Source organism: Paenibacillus sp. AK002, assembly GCF_053903045.1.
Map to the genome: position 1 here is coordinate 1,936,783 of NZ_CP096377.1, position 20,395 is coordinate 1,957,177.

Sequence of the window (20,395 nt, forward strand, 5' to 3'; positions counted from 1 at the left end):
ATTCAATAATCATTTCAAAATGAATAATCACTGGATTTGATCATCCTGGTTTGTCATGAAAAAAGATGTACATATGATATGATCGTCTCAGTCACTTGGGATCTGCAAGAAACATGGGGGAACGGAGGTAGAACGGATTGATGACCCGTCTGTCAAACTATGTTATGCTTACGCTCGCTATCCTATTGGTATCGGCTGCTTGCATCACCATGGCCCGCTCGTCGGGGGCGGATGGCGGAAATGCGTCTTTTGATCGCAGTACCCGCATTTCGATGATGGCCAACCTGCACACCACCGAGATTCCATCCGATCGGATCGAGAAAGAGATCGAGGAAAAAACGGGCGTTCAGCTGGACATCCAGTGGGTGCCGGACGGCAGTTATGATGAAAAAGTGTTTGCAGCGCTTGCGACAGGAACCTTGCCGCAAGTCCTGTATCTCAAGAATGCCGCATCCTTGTCCTACTTCAGGGATGAGATACGAAGCGGGCTGTTCTGGGAAATCGGCCCGTATCTTGACAGTTATCCGAATTTAAAGCGATTGAAGCCCGAGGTTTTAAGGAATACCGCTATTGACGGGAAGTTGTACAGCCTGTATCAGGAGCGTGCCTTGGCCCGCTCGGGCATCATTTACCGGAAGGATTGGGCGGATCGGCTGGGGCTTCCGGCGCCGGAAACGCTTGACGATTTATACGAAATGCTGAAAGGGTTTACATATAACGATCCGGACAACAACGGCATCGATGATACCATCGGCTTGACGGACCGCAACGACTTGATTTACGGGGCTTTCAAGACGATCAGCTCGTATTACGGAACGCCGAATCATTGGGGATGGTACAACGATTCGTTGCAGCCGGAATTCGTCTTTCCGCAGTATATGGAAACGATGAGATTTTTCAAGAAGCTGCATAGCGAAGGACTGGTGAATGAAGATTTTCCGATTACCAGCAAGACGGACCAGCAGGAGCTGTTCATTACGGGGAAAGCCGGGGTCTATATCGGCGCGATGGGGGACGTCCTGTCTCTGCAGTCACGGCTGCTGGCGAATGACCCTGAGGCCGTACTCGATGTTCAGAATCGGGTACGCGGGCCGGAAGGGTTCGGGATATGGGCATCCCAGGGATACGGAACGGTCATCTTGTTTCCGAAGTCCGCGATCGCCACGGAAGAGGAATTGAAGAATGTGCTCTCCTTCTACGATGCGCTAATGAGTCCCGAGCTTGCGAACCTGATGTATTGGGGAATCGAGGGCACCCACTATACCGTACAGGATGGCAAAGCGGTGGCGGTGGATGCTTTTGAGCTGAGGGAGAAGGACGTAAAGCCTTACCAGGCTTTGATGGCCGGAAGCTTCAGCACCATACCGGGCATGCTGGAGCCGGTTAACACGAATAAGGTCAAGGATAAAGCCGAGCGGCTGATTTATGATAATGAAAGCTTCCTCATCTATGATCCTACCGCACCGCTGGAATCTCCGCTGTATAACGAGATCGGCGTCCGATTGAATGAACGCATGCGTGACGCCACCTATCAATTCATGCTGGGAATGATCGATGAGAAGGGGTTCCAGGCGGAGATCGACCGTTGGCTTGAAGAAGGGGGAAGCCAGATTATCGAGGAATATGATGCTTCGTATCGAAGCACGGTGGGACCGTATCTGCATGAGGAATACCGCTAGGGGATGGATTTCCCCGGCGGTTTTTTTTGTTGTCGTGCCTTGCCTGGTGATCCCATTGCCTATGTAATCATTAGATTTGATTCCCCCGGCTCCTTATGCCGGGCACGGCCGAACTCCCCATATCCAATCGAAGGATTATATACGCACCGAGCTTCCGTCATCTAAGCTGTTTCTTGTCAGTCCCTAACCCAATTATAACGGAGGTCAGATGATGAAGAAGAAAAAAGCCAGTACCATCCTGGCAATTGTAACCGCTTTATCCGTATTGGCGGGCTGTGGCGGCGGCTCCGCCCCTGCAGCAACCGGCAGCAGCACAAATGGAGGTCAGGCGCAAGGCGAGAAACCAAGCGAACCGGTTGCCATCTCGATCATGGCCAACCTCCACACCCCTGAAGTTCCTTCCGACATGATTGAGAAGCTGCTGGAAGAGAAAACGGGCACCAAGCTTGACATTCAGTGGGTGCCGGACGGCACTTACGACGAAAAGGTCAATGCATCCTTCGCAACCGGAACGCTGCCGCAGGTGACATATCTGAAGAATGCCGCTTCGCTAGTGAATATGCGGGACGCGATCCGCAACGGGCAATTCTGGGAAATCGGGCCGCTGCTGGATCAATACCCGAACCTCAGCAAGCTGAAACCCGATGTGTTAAAAAACACGGCGGTGGACGGCAAAATCTATGCGTTATACCGTGAAGTGCCTTTGTCGCGCCAAGGCATCATTTATCGCAAGGATTGGGCCGACAAGCTTGGGCTCAGCGCTCCGACCAATATTGACGAGTTCTATAATATGCTGAAGCAGTTCAAGGAGAAGGATCCTGACGGCAACGGCCAAGACGACACCATTCCGTTGACCGACCGGAACGATCTGATCTATGGGGCATTCAAAACGATAAGCTCATGGCTCGGGACACCGAATAACTGGGGCGAGAAGGACGGCAAGCTGGCTCCCGAGTTCATGTTCCCCGAATATATGGAGACGATGAAATTCTTCAAGAAACTTCATCAGGAAGGGTTGATCAATCAGGATTTCCCGGTTACCAGCAAAACCGATCAGCAAAATTTGTTCATTACCGGCAAATCGGGCGTTTATATCGGAGCGATGGGGGACGTATCCAGCCTGCATCCCAAGGTCGTCGAAGTGAATCCGGATGCGGAGCTCGATGTTCAGAATAAAATCGAGGGAGGACCGAACGGCTTTGGAATCTGGTCGGTTCCCGGCTACGGCTCGGTGATACTCTTTCCGAAAACAGCCATCAAATCGGAGGAAGAACTGAAAGGAGTGCTTGCCTTCATGGATCAGCTGATGAGCCCTGAGCTCGGCAACCTGATCTATTGGGGAGTGGAAGGACAGCACCACCAGCTGGAGGAAGGCAAGGTCGTTCCTTCGGAGGACACCAAGCTGACCGATCGTGAAGTGAAGCCTTATCAAGCGATGCAGGTGGGCGGGCCGTTAACGATCGAAGGATTCTATGAGCCGAAGCATATGCTTCCTGTTAAAGCGAAGGCTGAGGAAATGATCGTGGAGAACAATGATTATCTCATAGAGGATCCTTCGGCTTCCCTGGACTCCAAGACGTTTAACGAAAAGGGCGTGCAGCTGCAGGAGATGATCAAGGACGGCACGTATCGGTTCATGCTCGGCGATCTCGACGAAGCAGGATTCCAGGCCGTCGTGGACAACTGGCTTAAGAGCGGCGGTCAGCAAATCATCGATGAGTTCAACGTTTCCTACGAATCTTCCAAATAACGAACATGCCAGCATCCCGAACGGCCTGAGACTGCAATGCTGCAGTCTCAGGCAGGCTTCGGGGCAGAAAGGAAGTCTGAGATCATGAGCGAAACCGCAGTGAAGACCGGGATGCGCAAGGACGCCCCCACAATACCGGAGTCCGGTCGAATGAGAAGAATCGTTAAAAACCGGGCGATCTATCTCATGATACTTCCGGGATTTTTATACTTCCTGATCTTTAAATACATCCCGATGTCGGGACTGATCATAGCCTTCCAGGATTATCAGGCTTATCTCGGCGTAACGGGCAGCCCCTGGGTGGGGCTCAAGCACTTTGAGCGGCTGTTTACCGAGCCGATGTTCTTCACGATATTAGGCAACACGCTGCTGCTGTTTTTCTTGAACCTGGCATTTTATTTCCCCGTGCCGATCATTCTTGCCTTAATGCTCAACGAGGTCCGGCGCGAAGTCTTTAAACGCTTTATCCAGACGCTGGTGTACATTCCCCATTTCATGTCGTGGGTCATCATCGTATCCATTTCGTTTGTCATGCTCTCGATGGATCGCGGCATTATCAATGAGCTGCTGGTTATGGCCGGATTCGAAAAAATCAATTTCCTGATGAGCAGCGATTGGTTCAGGCCGATGTATGTCCTGCAGATCATCTGGCGTGAGGCCGGCTGGGGGACCATCATTTATTTGGCCGCCATGGCCGCGATCGATCCGGGTTTATACGAAGCGTCCCGAATTGACGGGGCCAGCCGCTTTCGGCAAATGTGGCATATCACGCTCCCTTCGATTCGAAGCGTGATCGTCGTTTTATTGATTTTGAAAATCGGCGACGTGCTGGAGCTTGGGTTCGAACATATCTATCTCCTCTTAAACTCGATGAATCGGGATGTTGCGGAGATTTTCGATACGTATGTGTACACCGCGGGTCTGAAGCAAGGACAGTTCAGCTTCAGCACGGCGGTCGGGTTCTTTAAATCGCTGATCGGTCTCATTCTGGTGATGCTGGCCAATTGGCTGGCCAAAAAGGCCGGAGAAGAAGGCATCTATTAATTATGAGAAAGGTGGACCGTTATGGTACAAGATAAAACGATATCGAGCCGAATCTTCGATATCGTGAACTACACGCTGCTGTCGATCATCGGCCTCGTTACCATTCTGCCTTTCCTTCACGTCATCGCCGGATCGTTCACGACGGTGACGGAGCTGGCGCAGAAGCAGTTCGTCCTGTTTCCGACCGTATGGTCCCTTGACGCTTACAAGTACGTGTTTTCGACCAATACGGTTTTTCGTTCGCTAGGCGTTTCCGTTGGAGTAACCTTCCTGGGCACTTTGTTCAGCATGCTGTTAACCTGCCTGATGGCCTACGGGCTGTCGCGCAGGGATCTGGATGGCCGAAATTTCATCATGTTCATGGTCTTGTTCACGATGCTCTTCAGCGGGGGCATGATACCGACGTTCCTCGTGGTGAAGGAGATGGGGCTCATCGATACGTATGCGGCCTTGATTGTCCCGACGGCAATCAATGCCTTCAACCTCATCATCATGCGAAACTTTTTTCAGAACCTGCCCGAGGGGCTGGAGGAATCCGCAAAAATCGACGGGGCCGGCGATTGGGGCATCCTGTTCCGAATCGTGATTCCGCTGTCGATGCCTGCCATTGCAACGATATCGCTCTTTTATGCGGTAACCTACTGGAATACGTATATGTCGGCGATTCTGTACCTGAATGACGCGGCCAAGTGGCCTGTGCAGGTCATCCTGCGGCAGATCGTCATTCTTGCCAGCGGCTTGACGGCCGATACGTCCGGCATGGACGAATTCGTCCGGCCGCCGGAGCAGACGGTGAAAATGGCGGTCATCGTCATTGCCACGCTGCCGATACTGTGCGTGTATCCGTTCCTGCAGAAGCATTTTGCGAAGGGCGCGCTGCTGGGATCCATCAAGGGATAGAGGGGGGGCGAAGGAGCGTGTTGGAAAAGAAACGGCATGCACCTATCATGGCCGGCAATTATGCGGACCCGTCTGTCATCCGGGTCGGCGAGGATTATTACATGACGCATTCATCCTACAAGCTGACGCCCGGGCTCGTCATCTGGCATTCGCGTGATTTGCTGAATTGGAGCCGGGTCGGGGCCGCACTGCCCCATTACGAGGGGGATGTGTGGGCGCCGGATTTCGTCGCGCATAACGGGAGGTATTATATCTATTATCCGGCAGGGCGGACGAATTGGGTCGTTACGGCATCCAGTCCGGCGGGACCTTGGAGCAAGCCGATCAATCTGGGGATCAAGGGAATTGATCCGGGGCATACGGCAGGACCGGACGGAAAGCGTTATTTGCATATGTCGGGCGGTGATTTTGTAGAGCTTACGGCAGACGGGCTCGCGGTCGCCGGCGAAGTAAGGCATGTGTATAACGGCTGGCGGTATCCGGAGGATTGGGTCGTAGAGGCATACAGCCTGGAAGGGCCGAAGATGACCGTTCGCGACGGATATTATTATCTGACGGTAGCTGTCGGAGGGACGGCAGGACCGCCTACAAGCCATATGGCCGTATCGTCGAGATCCCGAACGCCATGGGGGCCGTGGGAGCATTCGCCTTACAACCCGGTCGTTCATACGGAATCCAGGGAGGAGCCCTGGTGGTCCAAGGGACATGCCTCGCTGATCGACAGTCCTGACGGCCAGTGGTGGATGGTCTACCATGCATATGCGGGCGGATTTCATTCGCTCGGTCGGCAGACGTTGCTCGAACCCATCGAATGGACCTCGGACGGGTGGTTTCATGCTGCGGAAGACCATGAGAGGCTTGACCGGCATGATGGGCCGCATGACAAAGAAGAAATCAATGTGGTGAATCAAAGCGTTTCATTCAGGGATACCTTTGCCGGATCTGAACTGGGCCTTCATTGGCAGTGCGAAGGCGTGGAGCCTTCCACCCGGTTCCGTCCGGGGAATCATGAGTTGGCAGCCGAAGCAGCACCCGAGGAAGCCAAAGCTTCTCCGCTGCTCTACATGGCGGGCCATAAGCGTTACTCAGCAGAGGTCGAGATTATCGTGGAGGGTCCGGCGGAGGGCCGACTGCTGCTCTATTACAACGATGCGGCATATCTCGGCATGGGAGTCAACGAGCGCGGAGTCCGGCATTTCCGGTCATTCAAGGGATACGGCACGATGCCGAACCATACTCGCAGGGCATTTCTGCGGTTGGTTAACGATGCGCATATCGTTTCGTTCTATTACAGCTTCGAGGGGACGCAGTGGATCCGGTACGACAAGGTCGCGGATGTTTCAGGGTTCCATCATAACACGTTTGGCGGATTTCAGAGTCTCCGCGTCGGATTGGATGCCATCGGTAAAGGCAGGGTGATTTTTCGGAATTTTTCATATAACGTCATAAGCAGCTGAAAGAAGGGGTAGAAATGGCACAGCGGTTAGAGGATATTCTGGCAGGCGGCGACAGGCTGTTTGAAGGCTTCTTCGAATGGCTCGAGGGGCAATACGACGCGGCTTCGGGCGGTTTCTATTATGCCCTCAGTTCACGGGATTCCGAGGCGTTCGTTCCGGACATCGAGTCGACCGCGCAGGCATTGGGCATTATCGAGCGATGCGGGCTTCTGCAAAGACTGTCCGATGGCATCAAGGCGGGGCTCGTGCGGTTTTTTCAGTCCAAACAAGACCCCGCGACGGGTTACTTTTATGATGCCGATCCCAATATGAGAACAGACGATGTGATGGTGGGACGAGCGCTTGGGTACAGCGTGGGAGCACTCCGCAAGTTGGGTGCAGCCCCCTTGCACCCGCTGCCGGGCAATCGGCATATGGCTCCGGCATACTGCCGCTCTCCCGAGGAATACGCGGAGTGGCTGCGCTCGATCAGTCTGGTGAACAGCTGGCGCGGCTGCGATCGTCTGTGTAATTCAGCCCCTTATTTATCCCAAATGCCGCAGGATGAGAGGGAGCCGTTTTTGCGTGAGGCGCTGTCGTATTTTGCGAGTTTACAAGATCCGGCGACGGGGCTGTGGGGCGAAGGCACGCCTTATGTCCGAATATCGGGAACCTTCAAGCTGCTGACGTTCTATAATCGGTTTCAAGCTCCCTTGCCGCGGATATCGGAAATATACCATTCGTTGATGCGTGCGCTGCAAAGCGAGAAGGCCGTTGATATGTGTTATATCCGGAACCCGATCAGTCTCCTGACATCGATGAAGCTGCGCATCCCGGAGGAGGATGTTCGGATCATCGCGGAAATCACCTTGCAGAATATGGCGCGTCTCAAACGCGCGGACGGCGGATTTTCACGGGAAATCGATCATTCCCCGCCGTCGCCGAATGTGGCCCAGGTGAAGCCCGGAGAGTATTATCCCGACATGCCGGAGGCGGTTCCGCTGGGCAAAGGAGAGGTAGAGGGGGATATGAATGCGGGAACCCAGGCGATTCTGATCCGCTATTCGCTGCGGGAGCTGGTCGGGCTGCAGGAGCGAAAGCTGGATACGACCGATTCCGCGTTCTCCAATCTTCGGGCAGCTGCAGATATATAGTTGCGGGTTTGAAGGCAAGGACCTTCTCATTAAGAAAGACCCATCTTCGTGCGGACATTTCAATTTTTTTGGTGATGGCCATAGGAAAATCCATGCTCTTCGCCGAAGAAGTAGAAAGGTCGTTTACGGAAGAATCGATGGCGCGAAAATAAGCCGCTTGGCACAGGAGAGGAGAACGAGGATGGCGGAGATCGGGGTTTGGGAGCAAGCGGAGCCTGGAGTGACGAGGAAGGTATTTAAACCTGGTGCCGGTCTGATGATGATGGAGGTTCACTTTGAAGCAGGAGCGGAAGGGGCACTCCACAGTCATCCCCATGAGCAGATGAGTTATTGCCTGAAGGGAGCCATTGAATTCTATATCAACGGCGAGACAACCCTTGTACGCCAGGGAGACACCATCGTCATTCCCGGTGGAGCGGAGCATGGCGTGAAGGCACTTGAGCCATCCGCTCTTTTGGATACGTTTACACCGTTGAGACTAGATTTGCTTGGACCCGAAGAGAGCAGCAATTGAAAGAAATCGATTCAAAGGACAACGACATCATATGAAGTCGGAAAGGAATGGATAGAATGAAGCTTTGGGAACAGGATACACCAGGATATGCGTCGGTGGAAGAGTCGTTCACGCCCTATATGACACCTTATCTTCTACAAAAAGAAACACCACACGGAGCCGTGCTCGTTCTGCCGGGCGGCGGATATGGACGGCGGGCAGATCATGAGGGCGATCCGGTTGCCCTGTGGCTGAATTCGATCGGCTTATCGGCATTTGTCGTTCATTACCGGGTTGCCCCGTACCGGCATCCTTATCCACTGTATGATGCCCAGCGGGCAATTCGGCTCGTAAGGCATCATGCCAAGGAATGGAACATCGATCCGGAACGCATCGGAATTCTCGGATTCTCCGCCGGCGGACATCTCGCGGCCAGTGCAAGCACCTATTTCGATGAAGGAAATCCGGAGGCCGAAGATCGCGTTGAGCGGCAGGGCTGCCGTCCGAACGCATCCATTCTCTGTTACCCGGTCATTTCATTTAAGGAATACTTCCATGAGGGCTCCATGACCAATTTGTTGGGGGAGGACCCGGCGGAAGACTTAAGAAATGCGATGTCGCTCGAATGGTCGGTAAAACCGGACACCCCGCCTTCCTTTCTGTGGCATACCGCGGATGACGGCGCGGTCCCGGTCGAGAACAGCCTGATGTATGCCGGATCGCTGAGCAAGCAGCAAATCCCGTTCGAATTGCATGTTTTCCCGGAAGGCCGGCATGGCCTTGGCCTTGCGGAAGAAGATGCCAGTGTTTCGCAATGGACGCGCCTGTGCGAGGGTTGGCTGCAGAAGATTGGGTTCCTGTCGCAAGCCGTTGTGCAAGGAAGGTAGAACAAATCATATAACTTGAGAACGCTTGATAAAAAAAACAAGCTCATCTGAAGAATCCTTCAGATGAGCTTGTTCGTATAGCCTGAAGATCAGGACCGGCCTCGAATCTCCTGGCGGAGGAACAGGACGTAGGAGATGGCAAAGCAGATCAGCGTGGCTGCGGCCAGCCCGATAATTTGCGGCCAGACGAGCAGCAGGCTTTGGCCGAACGGCAGCGGACTGGCAATGGCTCCATACACCTGCTCCTGCGTGAGCGGACCGAGATTGCGGATGGATGGCATCAGCAGGGTGGTCGTCGCTTCATTGAACAGGGTATACGGCGACAGCCGACTTAGCCACAGCATCAGATTCTGATAGCTCATGACATCTTGGACCGTCGCCGAGGCAGTACTGGGAGCCAGTCCCCGCGACAGCAGCTGCAGGATCATGTCAAAGAAAAAGCTGAAGAACAGCCAGACGGCGATGCTCGACAGGGCGGAGGTGGCCGGCTGTCGGAACCTTACGGAGAACGTAATGGACAGATTAAGCCAGAAGCCGACGTAACAGATCGTCACGACCAGAAAACTGATGATCCGTAAAAATTCCTCAAAGGTAGGCGGAATCCCGATAATCAGGGTGCCCAGTGCCATGGTCAACAGCCCGAGCGTGATAAACATGATGCTGATGACGATCAGGGAAGCCGCGAATTTCGCATTGAGCAGATCGTCGCGATGAATCGGCTGGGCCATGATTCGGCTGAGCGTGCCTTTGTTCCGTTCACTGTTGATGGCATCAAAACCCATGCCGATTCCGAGCAACGGACCCAGGAAACCGACAAATCCGATGAAGGTCGGAAGGGTGCCGTCCGAGATGGTGAACAGCTTCAGAATGACAAAATCATGGACCCCGTTCTCCGATCCGAGGGCTTCCCGGATGCTGTTCATAGCGGTATACAGCGAGGCTACGCAGGTTAAGGCAATGATGCCTAGCAGCAGGATGAAGCGCCAGCTGCGGATATGGTCCGCTATTTCTTTGCGGACAAGCACGCCGAATGCCGAGGGCATGGAGGGTTGGGTGGATTTTTCGGCTGCCGTTTCTCCGGGGACCCGGGTGGGCTTGGCAGATCCCTTTTTCCTGCTTTCGAATAAGGCTTGCAGCCGGCGGCCCATGCCGGTCAGCTTAGCCGGTATGCTTGGCGTCGTTCGTTCTGCCATGCTCCTCACCTCCTGCAAAATAACGGTGGTAGATTTCGTCCAGGCCGTGCTGCTGGCGATTTAGCGAGAACAGCCGAACGCCTGCATTTACGACCGTTCGGGCAATCTCCGGGCTGCAATCCCTATCGGCCCGAATCAGAACCTTAATTGGCAGGTCTCTGGTCAGCGTGTCGTTTGATTCAGCCGGACCGCTCACGGCAGGCGGAACTTCGATTTGGTGAACCCCTGGGATGCTGCCGACGGCATCCCGCAGTTCGGGCACAAGCTCATCCACCTCCGCCGTGATCATAATGGGATCATCCGCAAACAGAGTTCGGGACAGACTCCCGACATCGCCTTCGGCGAGGAGTCGTCCCCGTACGAACAAGCCGACGCGGTCGCAAATCTGCTGAACCTGGTGCAGCTGATGGGACGATAACAGCACGGTCAATCCTTGCTCGCGGCTGAGCTTCCGTATCAACCGCAGCAGCTCTTCCATACCTGTCGGATCGATGCCCAGGGTCGGTTCGTCAAGAATGATGATTTCGGGGGATTTCATTAAGACGTCGGCAAGTCCGAGCCGCTGCCGCATCCCGCGGGAATAAGCCCCCGTCTTCTTGTGGGCAGCATGCGTGAGCCCTACCTGCTCCAGCAGCTCCAATGCCCTTTCGCGGGCCTGGTTATCCGGAATTCGATTCAACCGCGCGGTTAACATCAGGTTTTCCATGCCGGTACGGTCCTCGTAAAAGCCGACGTCATCCGGAAGGTACCCAACCCGCCGTTTCACCGGAATCGGCTCTCTTGTCGGATTGATGCCAAGCACGCTTATCGATCCCGAATCCGGTTCGCTCAGCCCCAGCAGCATCAGGATCGTGGTGGATTTGCCCGCACCGTTCGGACCGAGCAGGCCGAAGATCTCGCCCCGCCTAATTTGAAGGGATAAACGGTCCACCGCTCTCGTGTCGTGGTAACTCTTCGTCAGTTCCTGAATGTCAATGACCGTATCCATCAGGGTCATCTCCTTCCGTATTTGCGAATGAGGACATAGATGCCTCCCAGAATGGCTAATATGACAAGCACGCCGATCCAGCCCCATAGCATGGAACCTTTGACGGCTACGCGGAATTGGGCGTCGGAGCTTGCTTCGGCCGCAGCGGCTTTCAGGCTTGTGACATAATCGCCGGCGATGGCTTTGTCGCTTGAAGTGAGCTTGGCTTCTACCGTTGTGGATTTGCCTGCAGGCAGATTCTCGATCGTTTTCGGATTAAAGCTGACCTCCCAGTCCACCGGCGTATCGGCGCTGAGATTAATGTCCGAGAGTGGTGCGGTGCCCGTATTCTTCACCAGAAGCTCAATGGTTTTGCTTCCGCCTGCATTGACATTCGTGCTGAGCAAGCCGCTTGGCGTTGTAAGCTCCAGCCCGTAAGACCCTGTAATGACGGCTTCCAGCGCAAGCTCGGAGGACGTCGATGAATTGGAGGCGCGGATCGGAATGGAGAAGGAGCCTTCCGTCACCTCCGCAGGCGGCTTGACATCGACGGTAATGGATTGGCTTGCGCCTGCTTCGATTTCGACGGAGGATACCTGCTTGCCGCCTGACGTGAATGTAACGTCCCAACCCGCCTGGGCATCGGCGTTCAGGGCATAGTTTTGCTTATTGGCCGTTCGGTTTTGCAGATTCACCGTGTAGGTGAACGTGGAATCGGCGTGCCCTTCCAGATTGGCCTGATCGGTTGTGAGCTCGGTTTGATAGGTTCCTTTTTCCGTGATATCCACGGTTAACTGCAGACTGGCCATCGAGCCCGCGGTTAATTGAAACCGGTAGGAGCCTTTATCTACCTTAAGCGGCACAGTTACCTCCAGGGTCACCGATTCGGATTCGCCGGGCTTCACCGATACCTCCCTCAGCTGCCAGCCTCCACCGTTTAGCTTGGTGCTCCAGCCGCTCGGGAGGCTGTTGATTTGCAGCGGAACCGTAATGACGCTATTCGTATTGTTTTTGACCTCTAGCGGGTAATTGATGACTTCTCCAGGCGGAACGGAAATCGACGTATATGGCGTGTATAACGTGATTTCTCCGGCCGCCAATGCGGTGTTACTTCCGCCGTACAAGCAAGTACCCAGGATGAACAAGAGCAGCAGGCACAGCTGCTTGGCTCGTTGTCTACATGATTTCATGACACTACCCCTCCTAAATTTTTTTGTCACAAAGAGTACGTTGGAACGACCGGGATTGGATTTATCGGAAAGATTAAAATTACCTAAAAAATTCATTAAAGGAACCTGAAAAGCGTCCCGGTTTATTCAAAAGCCAAGGTCGGTTTGCTAAAATATTGAATCGAAAATGGCCGTATGCAGGCGAGCCATCCTTCATTTTTGGAGAGGAGATCAGGTTAGGGGGGAGTTGTGGGAATGAACGATCATTCCGCGTTATGGTTGGAGGAGATTGCCGAGGGCTCCGCCGCAGCATTCAGACGCTTCTATGATGCCTATGCCCGTCTGGTGTACCGGTTGGCTTTACAGATGACGAAGGACCCGGCCGAGGCGGAGGATGTATGCCAGGATATCTTCATGGAGGTGCTGCATAAGGCGGATCAGTACGATCCCGCCCGCGGAAGCGTCGAGGCTTGGCTGGCGGTGAGAACAAGGTGCAGGGCGATGGATCGCCTGCGCAAGCGGCAGCGCATCGCTACGGCCGAATGGAACGGGGAGGCGCTGCCGGAGACGGTATGGAGCGAAGAACAGGAGTCGGTTGAGCTGGCCGCCTTGCGACGGGTGGAGCTGGAGCAGGTAAAGGAGGCGCTGCAAGGCATTCCGCCCCTTCAGCGGATGGCGGTTTACGGAAGCTACGTCGAGCAGCGGTCCCACCGGGAAATGGCGGAATTGTTAAACCGGCCGGTCGGCACCGTCAAATCCTTAATCCGGTACGGGATCCTCAATGTCAGGCGGCGGCTCGATGCGATGAACGGGAAGGAAGGGGGAAGCGCGCAGCATGAAACTTTCAAAGCATAACCTTGAACATCTTGTTCAAGGTGACATCGGCTGCAGGGCCTATCCCGAGGAGAAGCTTGTCGATTACGTGATGAAGCGTTTGCCGTACGCGGAGAGCAGGAATCTGGAGCTCCATCTCAAGGAATGCGAGGCGTGCTCCGGCACGGCGGCGGAATGGGCCGACCTTATGGGAGCAGAAGATCTCGCAATGCCATTCCATGAATCCGATGTCTTCGGGCAGGAGCTGTTTCGAAGCCGTGATATGGACGGCGAACAGCTCGGATCGACTCAGCCGGCAGGTACGGAGCCGGCCATACGGGGGGCCGTGCAGGATCAAGCTCCGAATGATGGACCCATACCTCCCGATCGGCTGCGCCGCAGGCTCATGCGAGCGGCTTATATCCGGTCCTTCCGAAGCAAGGTCCGAATCAGGAAGCATGCTGCCTTCCATGCGATATCCGGAGCGCTGCTCATCCTGTTGATAGCCGGTTTATTCACCTTGAAAGGGAACGACGTCCAGACCCAGGCGGCCTTCGAACATACCGTGAGCCAGCGGATTGCCGATATGCAGAGCGATGATACCGAGCGGTACGTCATACAGCCCGTAGAGCCGTTTTACGGCAGCGGCTCGGTATGGCTCAAACGCGGCTCGGGAGAAATGCTGATCGTTGTGAACGGTCTGCATTCCTTGCAGGAAACAGACTATCAGGTATGGCTGCAGGATGAGGAGCGGCTGTCGAGCGCCGGCTTTATGCTGGTTCAGGGTCCGCAGGGAAAGAGTTATTATTACGGGTTCGGCGCTGAGAACGCGAAGCGGATCGTGGTCAGCATGGAACCCAAAGGGGGGAGCCGGAGCCCGACCGGGCCCGAAGCCGTCCTGGTGAATATGGGGCCTTGATGCCCTGTGGTTGAGGTGCAGGGAAATGAGATGATCCAAGGAACACCTGGTCTACAATAGTGACTTTATCGAAGGCGGTGAGTTTTCGGATGTGGCGTGCAGATGCTTTATTGGAATCCATGTATAACGAGGCTGTGAATAAAACGAAAGACAGTCAGGCTGCCATGAGCGCCGAAGAGCGCAATCGGTATTTGAAGCAAGCGCTTCGGCGATTGATCGGCGAGTTCGAGGCCAACGAAAATCACAAGCCCGTCCTGCTCGAACAGGAATCATGCGACGGTTATATTCGCGAAAGGGTAGAATTATCAGCCGTACCGGGCGTATCCTTTGCGGCTTATATCCTAATCCCGGAAGATCAGCGGAAGCCGATGCCCGCAGCCGTCGCCGTTCATGGCCATGGCTATGGAAGCCGGGAGATTATAGGGCTGAGGCAGGACGGATCCAGCGATCCGGATCCGCCAGGTATACATCGGCATTTCGCGGTTCAGTTGGTGCGGCGAGGCATGGTGGTGATCGCTCCGGATGTGGCCGGTTTCGGAGAGCGCCGCCTAGCCGCCGATCTTGCACGGAACCCGGAAGCCGCGAACTCCTGCCACCGGCTGTCCACCCAGCTGCTGATGCATGGCAAGACGCTCGCCGGTCTCCGCGCAGCCGAAACGCTAAGGGCACTGGACTATCTGGCCGAGCGTCCCGAAGTCCAGCCTGGCAGAATCGGCATCATGGGTTTTTCGGGAGGCGGCCTGATCTCGTTCCTGTGCGCGGCGCTGGATGAACGGATCCGGGCTGCGGTGCTTGCCGGTTATCCCAACACCTTCATGGACAGCATTATGGCGATGCAGCACTGTATATGCAATTACATTCCGGGTATCCTGAACCATGCCGAGCTGCCGGAATGGATAGGGCTGATCGCTCCCAGATCCTTGTATCTGGAGTCGGGAGCCGATGATCGGATATTTCCGGCTGCGGGTTTTAACTCGGCGGTTGAACAGCTCAGGGTAACCTATCGGCGTGCCGGCGCGGAGGATAGACTTCAAGCCGACCTGTTTCCTGGAGCGCACGAAATTAGCGGCCGTCATTCGTACGATTGGCTGTTCGAACGGTTAAGCAGCCCGGAGAATTGAAGAATTCCCCTGCTGGCGCTGATCAGCACAGAAATAGGGTTCGATCTCGCATTGATTGAGGTCTGAACTTGGAAGAGTGGCGCACACACAGGAGATAAAAGCCGAAAAAGATGACTCCCGAGTGACCGGGAGTCATCTTTTTTACATGTCATCAGGGGGCTAAGGCGCTTCCGGTTTACTCCAGGTCATCCTGCCAATCATGGATCAGGAAGTTGGCATCCGTATTCAATATCGCCTTGGCTTGCTCGTTGACGTTGCGGCCCATAGCCTCTTTATTCAGGTGCTTGGTGAAATTCTGCATATGTTTCAAGGCCTGATCGCGTCTTCCCTTATCCAGATGATGCTGGACCTGGTTAAGGGCATTGCTCAGCTGGGGAACGAGTGGACCGCGTACATCGCCTGAATCCGTGAATCGCTCGACTAATTGTTTCATGGAATTCACGCTGGTGATGACCCGGAACCGGAGGTTTTTCTGAAGCTTGTTTCCTGAGCGGTCCTCGGTCGTAATCGTGGCGGTTTTATCGCCCAAGTTGCCGGCCAAATCAATGTCGATTGGATCCATGGTCACCGGATCGATGGTGTATGCCTTTCCGTCGATGGTGATCTCGGCAAAACGGATGGAAGAGTCCAGAATTTTGAAGCTGAGGGGCGTGTAATCCTCCATGGAATCGCCGTCTTTCAAGCTCTTGCCGTTCACAGATAGAGAGAAGGCCGGAGAGTCGGTTACCTCAAGGGTGATCCCTTGCGAAACATTGCCGGACAGATCCTTGGACCGGATGAAAAGCGAATAATCCTTGCCAGCTTCGATTCCTTGTATCACCGCTGTTTGAATTCCGCGATTGACCTCGAGGACTTCTCCGACCTGCTGCCCATCGCTCCGCAGCGTAATTTGCACTTTTTGAGCATCGATATCGTAAGGACCGTCCCAATACAGCGTCACACTGCCTTCTCCGCGCTTCACCTGCACGTTCTCTACCTCGCCCGGAGCAACATCGTCCTCTTCGGGTATCGTAGGAGGGGCAGGCTCCGTGAATACAGCTGGGTCGCCAAAGGTGAATTTATCGAAGTTGTATAACCAGTCTCCGCCTTTAAAAGACATGAATACGATGTGTTTTCCCGTTACGGGAGTCGTTACGTCCGTCGAGAAAACCTTGAAATTTTGCCAGCCTCCGGTTCCCGAGACGGTTCCGGCAGCAATAACCGGACCGTTAAGGCTGTCCAGTCGGACCTCGATTGTCCCGCCGTTAGTGTCGCTGGCCGCATTGACATGGAATTGGGTTGGGCTTTCGCTGCCGAAATCGATGTAATTGTACATGGCATAAGGATTATTCGGTCCAAACATGCCGGCCAGGTAGGTTTCCCCGCCTCCGGTTTCATTGCCGAAGCCTACTCCGTTCGTATAGTTTTCGGCCTCCAGCTTGCCGTAAGCATCCCTGGCTTTTCCTTTCATGGTTGTAAAGGTGAACCACTCCAGATTAAGGGGATAGTCGCTGCCGTTCGCTCCCTTGAAAACCAGGTATACATCGTGGACCCCCACGGCCAGGGTGTCATCGATATTCGCCATAATATCGACCCAACGATCCCAGCTTCCGAGCGCCGGAACGGGGATGACGCCTGCGGTAGGCCCATCCAGACTGTCCAACCTGACTTCGATCGTTCCGCCCTGATTGCCGCTCGCCACATGGACGGTCACGCCTGCCGCGCCCGATCCAAAGTCGATTCCTTCATAAGCCGCATAAGCATTGTGATGGATACCGTCTAAGTACCCAAGCTCGGCATGTTTGCTGAGACCTTCGCTGCTGTCGTAATTTCCAGCCTTAAGCTTGGCATAGGCATCGGTTTCGGTCGGATCGGTCGTCGTGAATTTAATCCAGTTCAAATTGAACAAATAATCGTCATTCGTTTTGCTGAAGACAAGATACACATCATGGACGCCGGTAATGGAGCTCGGCGATCCCTGGTCGTCCTTAAGGAGGGTAACGGCATCGATATAGTTATTCCAGCCGCCCGTTCCCTCTACGTTCAAGGTCCCAACCTTGGGGCCGTCCTTGGAGTCGAGCCGGATCTCGATATGGCCTCCGCCCGTTCCGCTGGACGCCCTGGCAATAAAGCCGATCGCCCCTTCAGATCCGAAATCCACATTTTTGTATGCGGCATAAGAGCCGTGCTGAATTCCTCCCAGTTGGAGCGTGCCTTCAAACGCACCCTCCAGCACGAAACCGGAACCGATATTATAGCGTTCCGCTTCGATTTTATCGAATGGGTTCTTAACGCCATAATGAAGATCTGCTTCCATCGGCTTGATGACGTTCAGAGCTTGAACGGCAGCAGCCGAGGACCAGGACTCATAGGTTCCGGACAGCAGCTGTCCCGCCCAGTTTCCATCCACGATCTGTTCCGGATTGCGGTGGCTCCAGGCCATTTCGACATTGAATGCAAGCCATTCGTCGAATTCAGCGCTGAACTCCGAGTGCTGCCCGGTCTCATCGAGTGTTTTTTGCAGGTGGGCCAAATTGCGCATCAGGATCGTTTTGCCACCCTTCAGATCCCCGTTGGGACCTTCATAGTTCAACACGCCGTTTGCATCCACCAGACGGCTCTTGGTAAACTCTGCGGCTTTGACCGCATCGTCGAGGTAAACCGGATTTCCGGTCGCTTTATACAATCCGACGGCCGCTCCGATGTATGTACCCTGGTTGTAGTGAGTGGCGTCCGGAACCGCACCGCGTTCGAGCTCGATCCGGTCGAATACTTTTCCGTTTCCGTCCGTCAGCATCGTTTTGCCCCATCTGAATATTTGGGTTGCCGCGTTTAGATAATGCTCATCCTTCGTAATATCGTAAAGATACAATGCTGCTTGAGCCGCCGGGAAATTGATGCATGCGTTCTTGGTGTTGTGGTCGCTGTTCAGCCACCAAATGCCGCCGCTTGCGAACTCTTCGTCCCACTGCGTATCGTACACGAAATCGAAATGAAACCTCGCTGCTTCCAAGTATCTTGGGTTCCCGGTGATTTGGTAGGCTCTGGCGCTGCCCATCGCCCACCACATGATATCGTCATTGAACGGATTATTCGTCCAGTCTTCGCCGTACTTGGCTACGGTGCCGTCATAAACATCGTCGATCTGCGTTTTGAGTTCAGCCTTCAAAGCAGGGTCGGAAGTATGCTGGTACGCATCCATGACCAATTCCCACAGCTCTGCCTCCACCCAGAAGTCCTGGTGCTTGTCGCGTTTGGTGTCCTTCCAGAACATCTTGGCGTTAGGGTCCCAGAATGTTTCGTTATAAGCTTTCATCGCCGTATCCCCATCCGATGCGGTATAGGCATAGGCTTTGGATGATCCGATCCCCGGCATGGAGCCAAGCAAGAATGCGAGAACCAGAGGCACCGACAATAACCTGAACCATTTGCCTGATCTTCGTGACATAAATATTCCTCCTTCATTTTCAATTCGAAGCCGATCCGGGCAGAATCGAGATCGGCTTCATGAGTGGTTAACGTTTCCCGGCTATTTGCCGGTGGTTATCACGTTATTGATTTTTTCAGCCATCACATCCAGTTCGGTGATCGGCGCTTTGCCCATCAGTATGTTTTTCCAAGAGGCCTCTATGAACGGGTACGCTTTGCCCGCCCACGTCGACAGGAAACGAACCGGCTGCGTATTCGGGGATTTCAGAATATGGTCGAGGCCTTCGCCCACTTCCGGATGGCCCGCCGCTTTCAGCGCATCGTAATAAGCTGCGGAAGATGCTTGATAAGCCGCAGGAGCGACCGGGGTCGATGGGAGGACCTCTTCATACATTTTGGAGTCCAGGTACTTGAGCACTTTCCATACCGCTTCCGGATTTTTGAGCGTTGCAGGGCTGGACCAGCCTACGGCGTCATAAATTTCGGTCTGGCTGTTCACCACCGGCATCGGCGCGTAGCCCCATTCCAATTCCTTGGGAGCCGTGCGGATCAGATCGTCCGCTACCCACTGTCCTTGCAGGGTCATCGGAACTTTGCCTTGTTTGAACGAGCTCATGGCATTCGTTAAATCAAAGGTAGGGGGATTCATGTAGCCGTTTGCAATCGCGGACTTATACTTTTCGACGCCTTCCCTGAACGGGTCGCTGATTTCGACCTTCGTCGGGTTGATAATGGCGTCGGCAAAGGGAGCGCCGCCCGCGGAAACCGAATAGAGTGAGACGTGGAAGGGATCAAGGGGGGCATAATAACCGAATTGCTGCACGCCGCCTTGATTGCTCGAAAGTTTCTCCATCGCCGCAAAAAATTCGTCATAGGTCCAGCCGATTTTCGGTTCCGGAAGGCCTGCCTCCTGGAAGGACTTTTTATTGTAAAAAATGCCGTACGTGTTCAAGAGACCCGGTAAGCCAACCAATTTGCCCTCATAGTACCAGCTGTCCACCACGCCGTCGTAAAAGCCCTCCATGAACGCTTTGTCCTGGGTGGCAAGCTCCGTCCAGTCGTAGAGAAGTCCCTTGCCGGCATTATCGAGCAGCATGTCGTTGCCGGTCATGAAGATGTCCGGCGCTTTCTTGGCTGTGATCATTCCGTTGATCTTGACGCCGTAATTATCCAATGGCGTAGGGATGAGTTTTACTTTGATGTCGGGGTTTTCCTCTTCGAATTTTTTCATGGATGCCATGATTTTTTCGTTCATGGCCGCCGACTCCCAAGTAATCATCGTGACTTCGACGGGTTTGCTGGATCCCGCGTTATCCTGTCCGGACGGCGCGTTCCCGGAGTCTGCCGAACCGGAGCCTCCGCCGCCGTTCCCGCCGCATGCGGCCAGCAGACTTGAGAAGAACAATAAAGCGATGATTGCGCTGGCCCACCCTTTTGCACCCTGTCTCATTGAAAGACCTCC

At 54.4% G+C, this 20,395-nt stretch carries 16 protein-coding genes; 11 read left to right on the top strand and 5 right to left on the bottom strand.

Features of this window, described 5'->3' with window-relative positions; all coding sequences use genetic code 11:
* Positions 1 to 140: 140 nt before the first annotated feature.
* From M1D70_RS08270 to M1D70_RS08305, 8 genes are all read left to right on the top strand, one after another.
* A complete protein-coding gene (locus M1D70_RS08270; RefSeq protein ID WP_456289611.1) occupies positions 141 to 1,679 on the top strand; it encodes an extracellular solute-binding protein in 1,539 nt (512 codons plus the stop codon).
* Positions 1,680 to 1,890: 211 nt separating this feature from the next.
* The gene (locus M1D70_RS08275) at positions 1,891 to 3,429 is read left to right on the top strand and encodes an extracellular solute-binding protein (protein WP_036672196.1); all 1,539 of its coding nucleotides are present in this window, start codon (positions 1,891 to 1,893) and stop codon (positions 3,427 to 3,429) included.
* A 150-nt stretch (positions 3,430 to 3,579) separates the two neighbouring features.
* Positions 3,580 to 4,473 carry an ABC transporter permease subunit gene (locus tag M1D70_RS08280; RefSeq protein WP_397358998.1) on the top strand — a complete coding sequence of 298 codons (894 nt, stop codon included), beginning with the start codon at positions 3,580 to 3,582 and terminating at the stop codon, positions 4,471 to 4,473.
* A 21-nt stretch (positions 4,474 to 4,494) separates the two neighbouring features.
* Positions 4,495 to 5,373: a carbohydrate ABC transporter permease gene (locus tag M1D70_RS08285; protein ID WP_009592190.1), complete on the top strand. Its 879-nt coding sequence runs from the start codon at positions 4,495 to 4,497 to the stop codon at positions 5,371 to 5,373.
* A gap of 47 nt (positions 5,374 to 5,420) precedes the next feature.
* The gene (locus M1D70_RS08290; RefSeq protein WP_456290405.1) at positions 5,421 to 6,830 is read left to right on the top strand and encodes a family 43 glycosylhydrolase; all 1,410 of its coding nucleotides are present in this window, start codon (positions 5,421 to 5,423) and stop codon (positions 6,828 to 6,830) included.
* A gap of 14 nt (positions 6,831 to 6,844) precedes the next feature.
* A complete protein-coding gene (locus M1D70_RS08295) occupies positions 6,845 to 7,963 on the top strand; it encodes a hypothetical protein (RefSeq protein WP_456289612.1) in 1,119 nt (372 codons plus the stop codon).
* A gap of 181 nt (positions 7,964 to 8,144) precedes the next feature.
* Entirely contained in the window at positions 8,145 to 8,477 is a 333-nt protein-coding gene (locus M1D70_RS08300) for a cupin domain-containing protein (protein ID WP_009592192.1), read from the top strand.
* A 56-nt stretch (positions 8,478 to 8,533) separates the two neighbouring features.
* Positions 8,534 to 9,343, top strand: a complete 810-nt coding sequence (locus M1D70_RS08305; protein WP_456289613.1) for an alpha/beta hydrolase — start codon at positions 8,534 to 8,536, stop codon at positions 9,341 to 9,343.
* Positions 9,344 to 9,432: 89 nt separating this feature from the next.
* On the opposite strand, the gene M1D70_RS08310 is transcribed toward M1D70_RS08305, so the two are convergent.
* Genes M1D70_RS08310 through M1D70_RS08320 form a run of 3 tightly spaced genes read right to left on the bottom strand, consistent with a single transcriptional unit; the run spans position 9,433 to position 12,693 of the window.
* Entirely contained in the window at positions 9,433 to 10,536 is a 1,104-nt protein-coding gene (locus tag M1D70_RS08310; protein WP_433938980.1) for an ABC transporter permease subunit, read from the bottom strand.
* Positions 10,502 to 11,524 carry an ATP-binding cassette domain-containing protein gene (locus tag M1D70_RS08315; RefSeq protein ID WP_433938981.1) on the bottom strand — a complete coding sequence of 341 codons (1,023 nt, stop codon included), beginning with the start codon at positions 11,522 to 11,524 and terminating at the stop codon, positions 10,502 to 10,504. Before M1D70_RS08315 ends, M1D70_RS08310 begins: the two co-directional genes overlap by 35 nt.
* Before the next feature lie 5 nt (positions 11,525 to 11,529).
* Entirely contained in the window at positions 11,530 to 12,693 is a 1,164-nt protein-coding gene (locus M1D70_RS08320) for an NEW3 domain-containing protein (protein ID WP_456289614.1), read from the bottom strand.
* 234 nt (positions 12,694 to 12,927) lie between these two features.
* On the opposite strand from M1D70_RS08320, the gene M1D70_RS08325 reads away from it, so the two are divergent.
* From M1D70_RS08325 to M1D70_RS08335, 3 genes are all read left to right on the top strand, one after another.
* On the top strand, positions 12,928 to 13,527 hold the full coding sequence (locus M1D70_RS08325; RefSeq protein WP_433938983.1) for a sigma-70 family RNA polymerase sigma factor: 600 nt from the start codon (positions 12,928 to 12,930) through the stop codon (positions 13,525 to 13,527).
* Positions 13,508 to 14,404: an anti-sigma factor gene (locus M1D70_RS08330; RefSeq protein ID WP_456289615.1), complete on the top strand. Its 897-nt coding sequence runs from the start codon at positions 13,508 to 13,510 to the stop codon at positions 14,402 to 14,404. The genes M1D70_RS08325 and M1D70_RS08330 overlap by 20 nt, the downstream gene beginning before the upstream one ends.
* Positions 14,405 to 14,493: 89 nt before the next feature.
* Complete coding sequence (locus M1D70_RS08335; protein ID WP_456290406.1) at positions 14,494 to 15,525, top strand: dienelactone hydrolase family protein; 1,032 nt, start codon at positions 14,494 to 14,496, stop codon at positions 15,523 to 15,525.
* 175 nt (positions 15,526 to 15,700) lie between these two features.
* Here the strand turns inward: M1D70_RS08335 and M1D70_RS08340 are convergent, their stop codons facing one another.
* Both M1D70_RS08340 and M1D70_RS08345 read right to left on the bottom strand, forming a co-directional pair.
* Positions 15,701 to 18,952, bottom strand: a complete 3,252-nt coding sequence (locus tag M1D70_RS08340) for a carbohydrate-binding protein (protein ID WP_456289616.1) — start codon at positions 18,950 to 18,952, stop codon at positions 15,701 to 15,703.
* Between the two features lie 81 nt (positions 18,953 to 19,033).
* The gene (locus M1D70_RS08345; protein WP_433938987.1) at positions 19,034 to 20,383 is read right to left on the bottom strand and encodes an extracellular solute-binding protein; all 1,350 of its coding nucleotides are present in this window, start codon (positions 20,381 to 20,383) and stop codon (positions 19,034 to 19,036) included.
* Positions 20,384 to 20,395 lie beyond the last annotated feature (12 nt).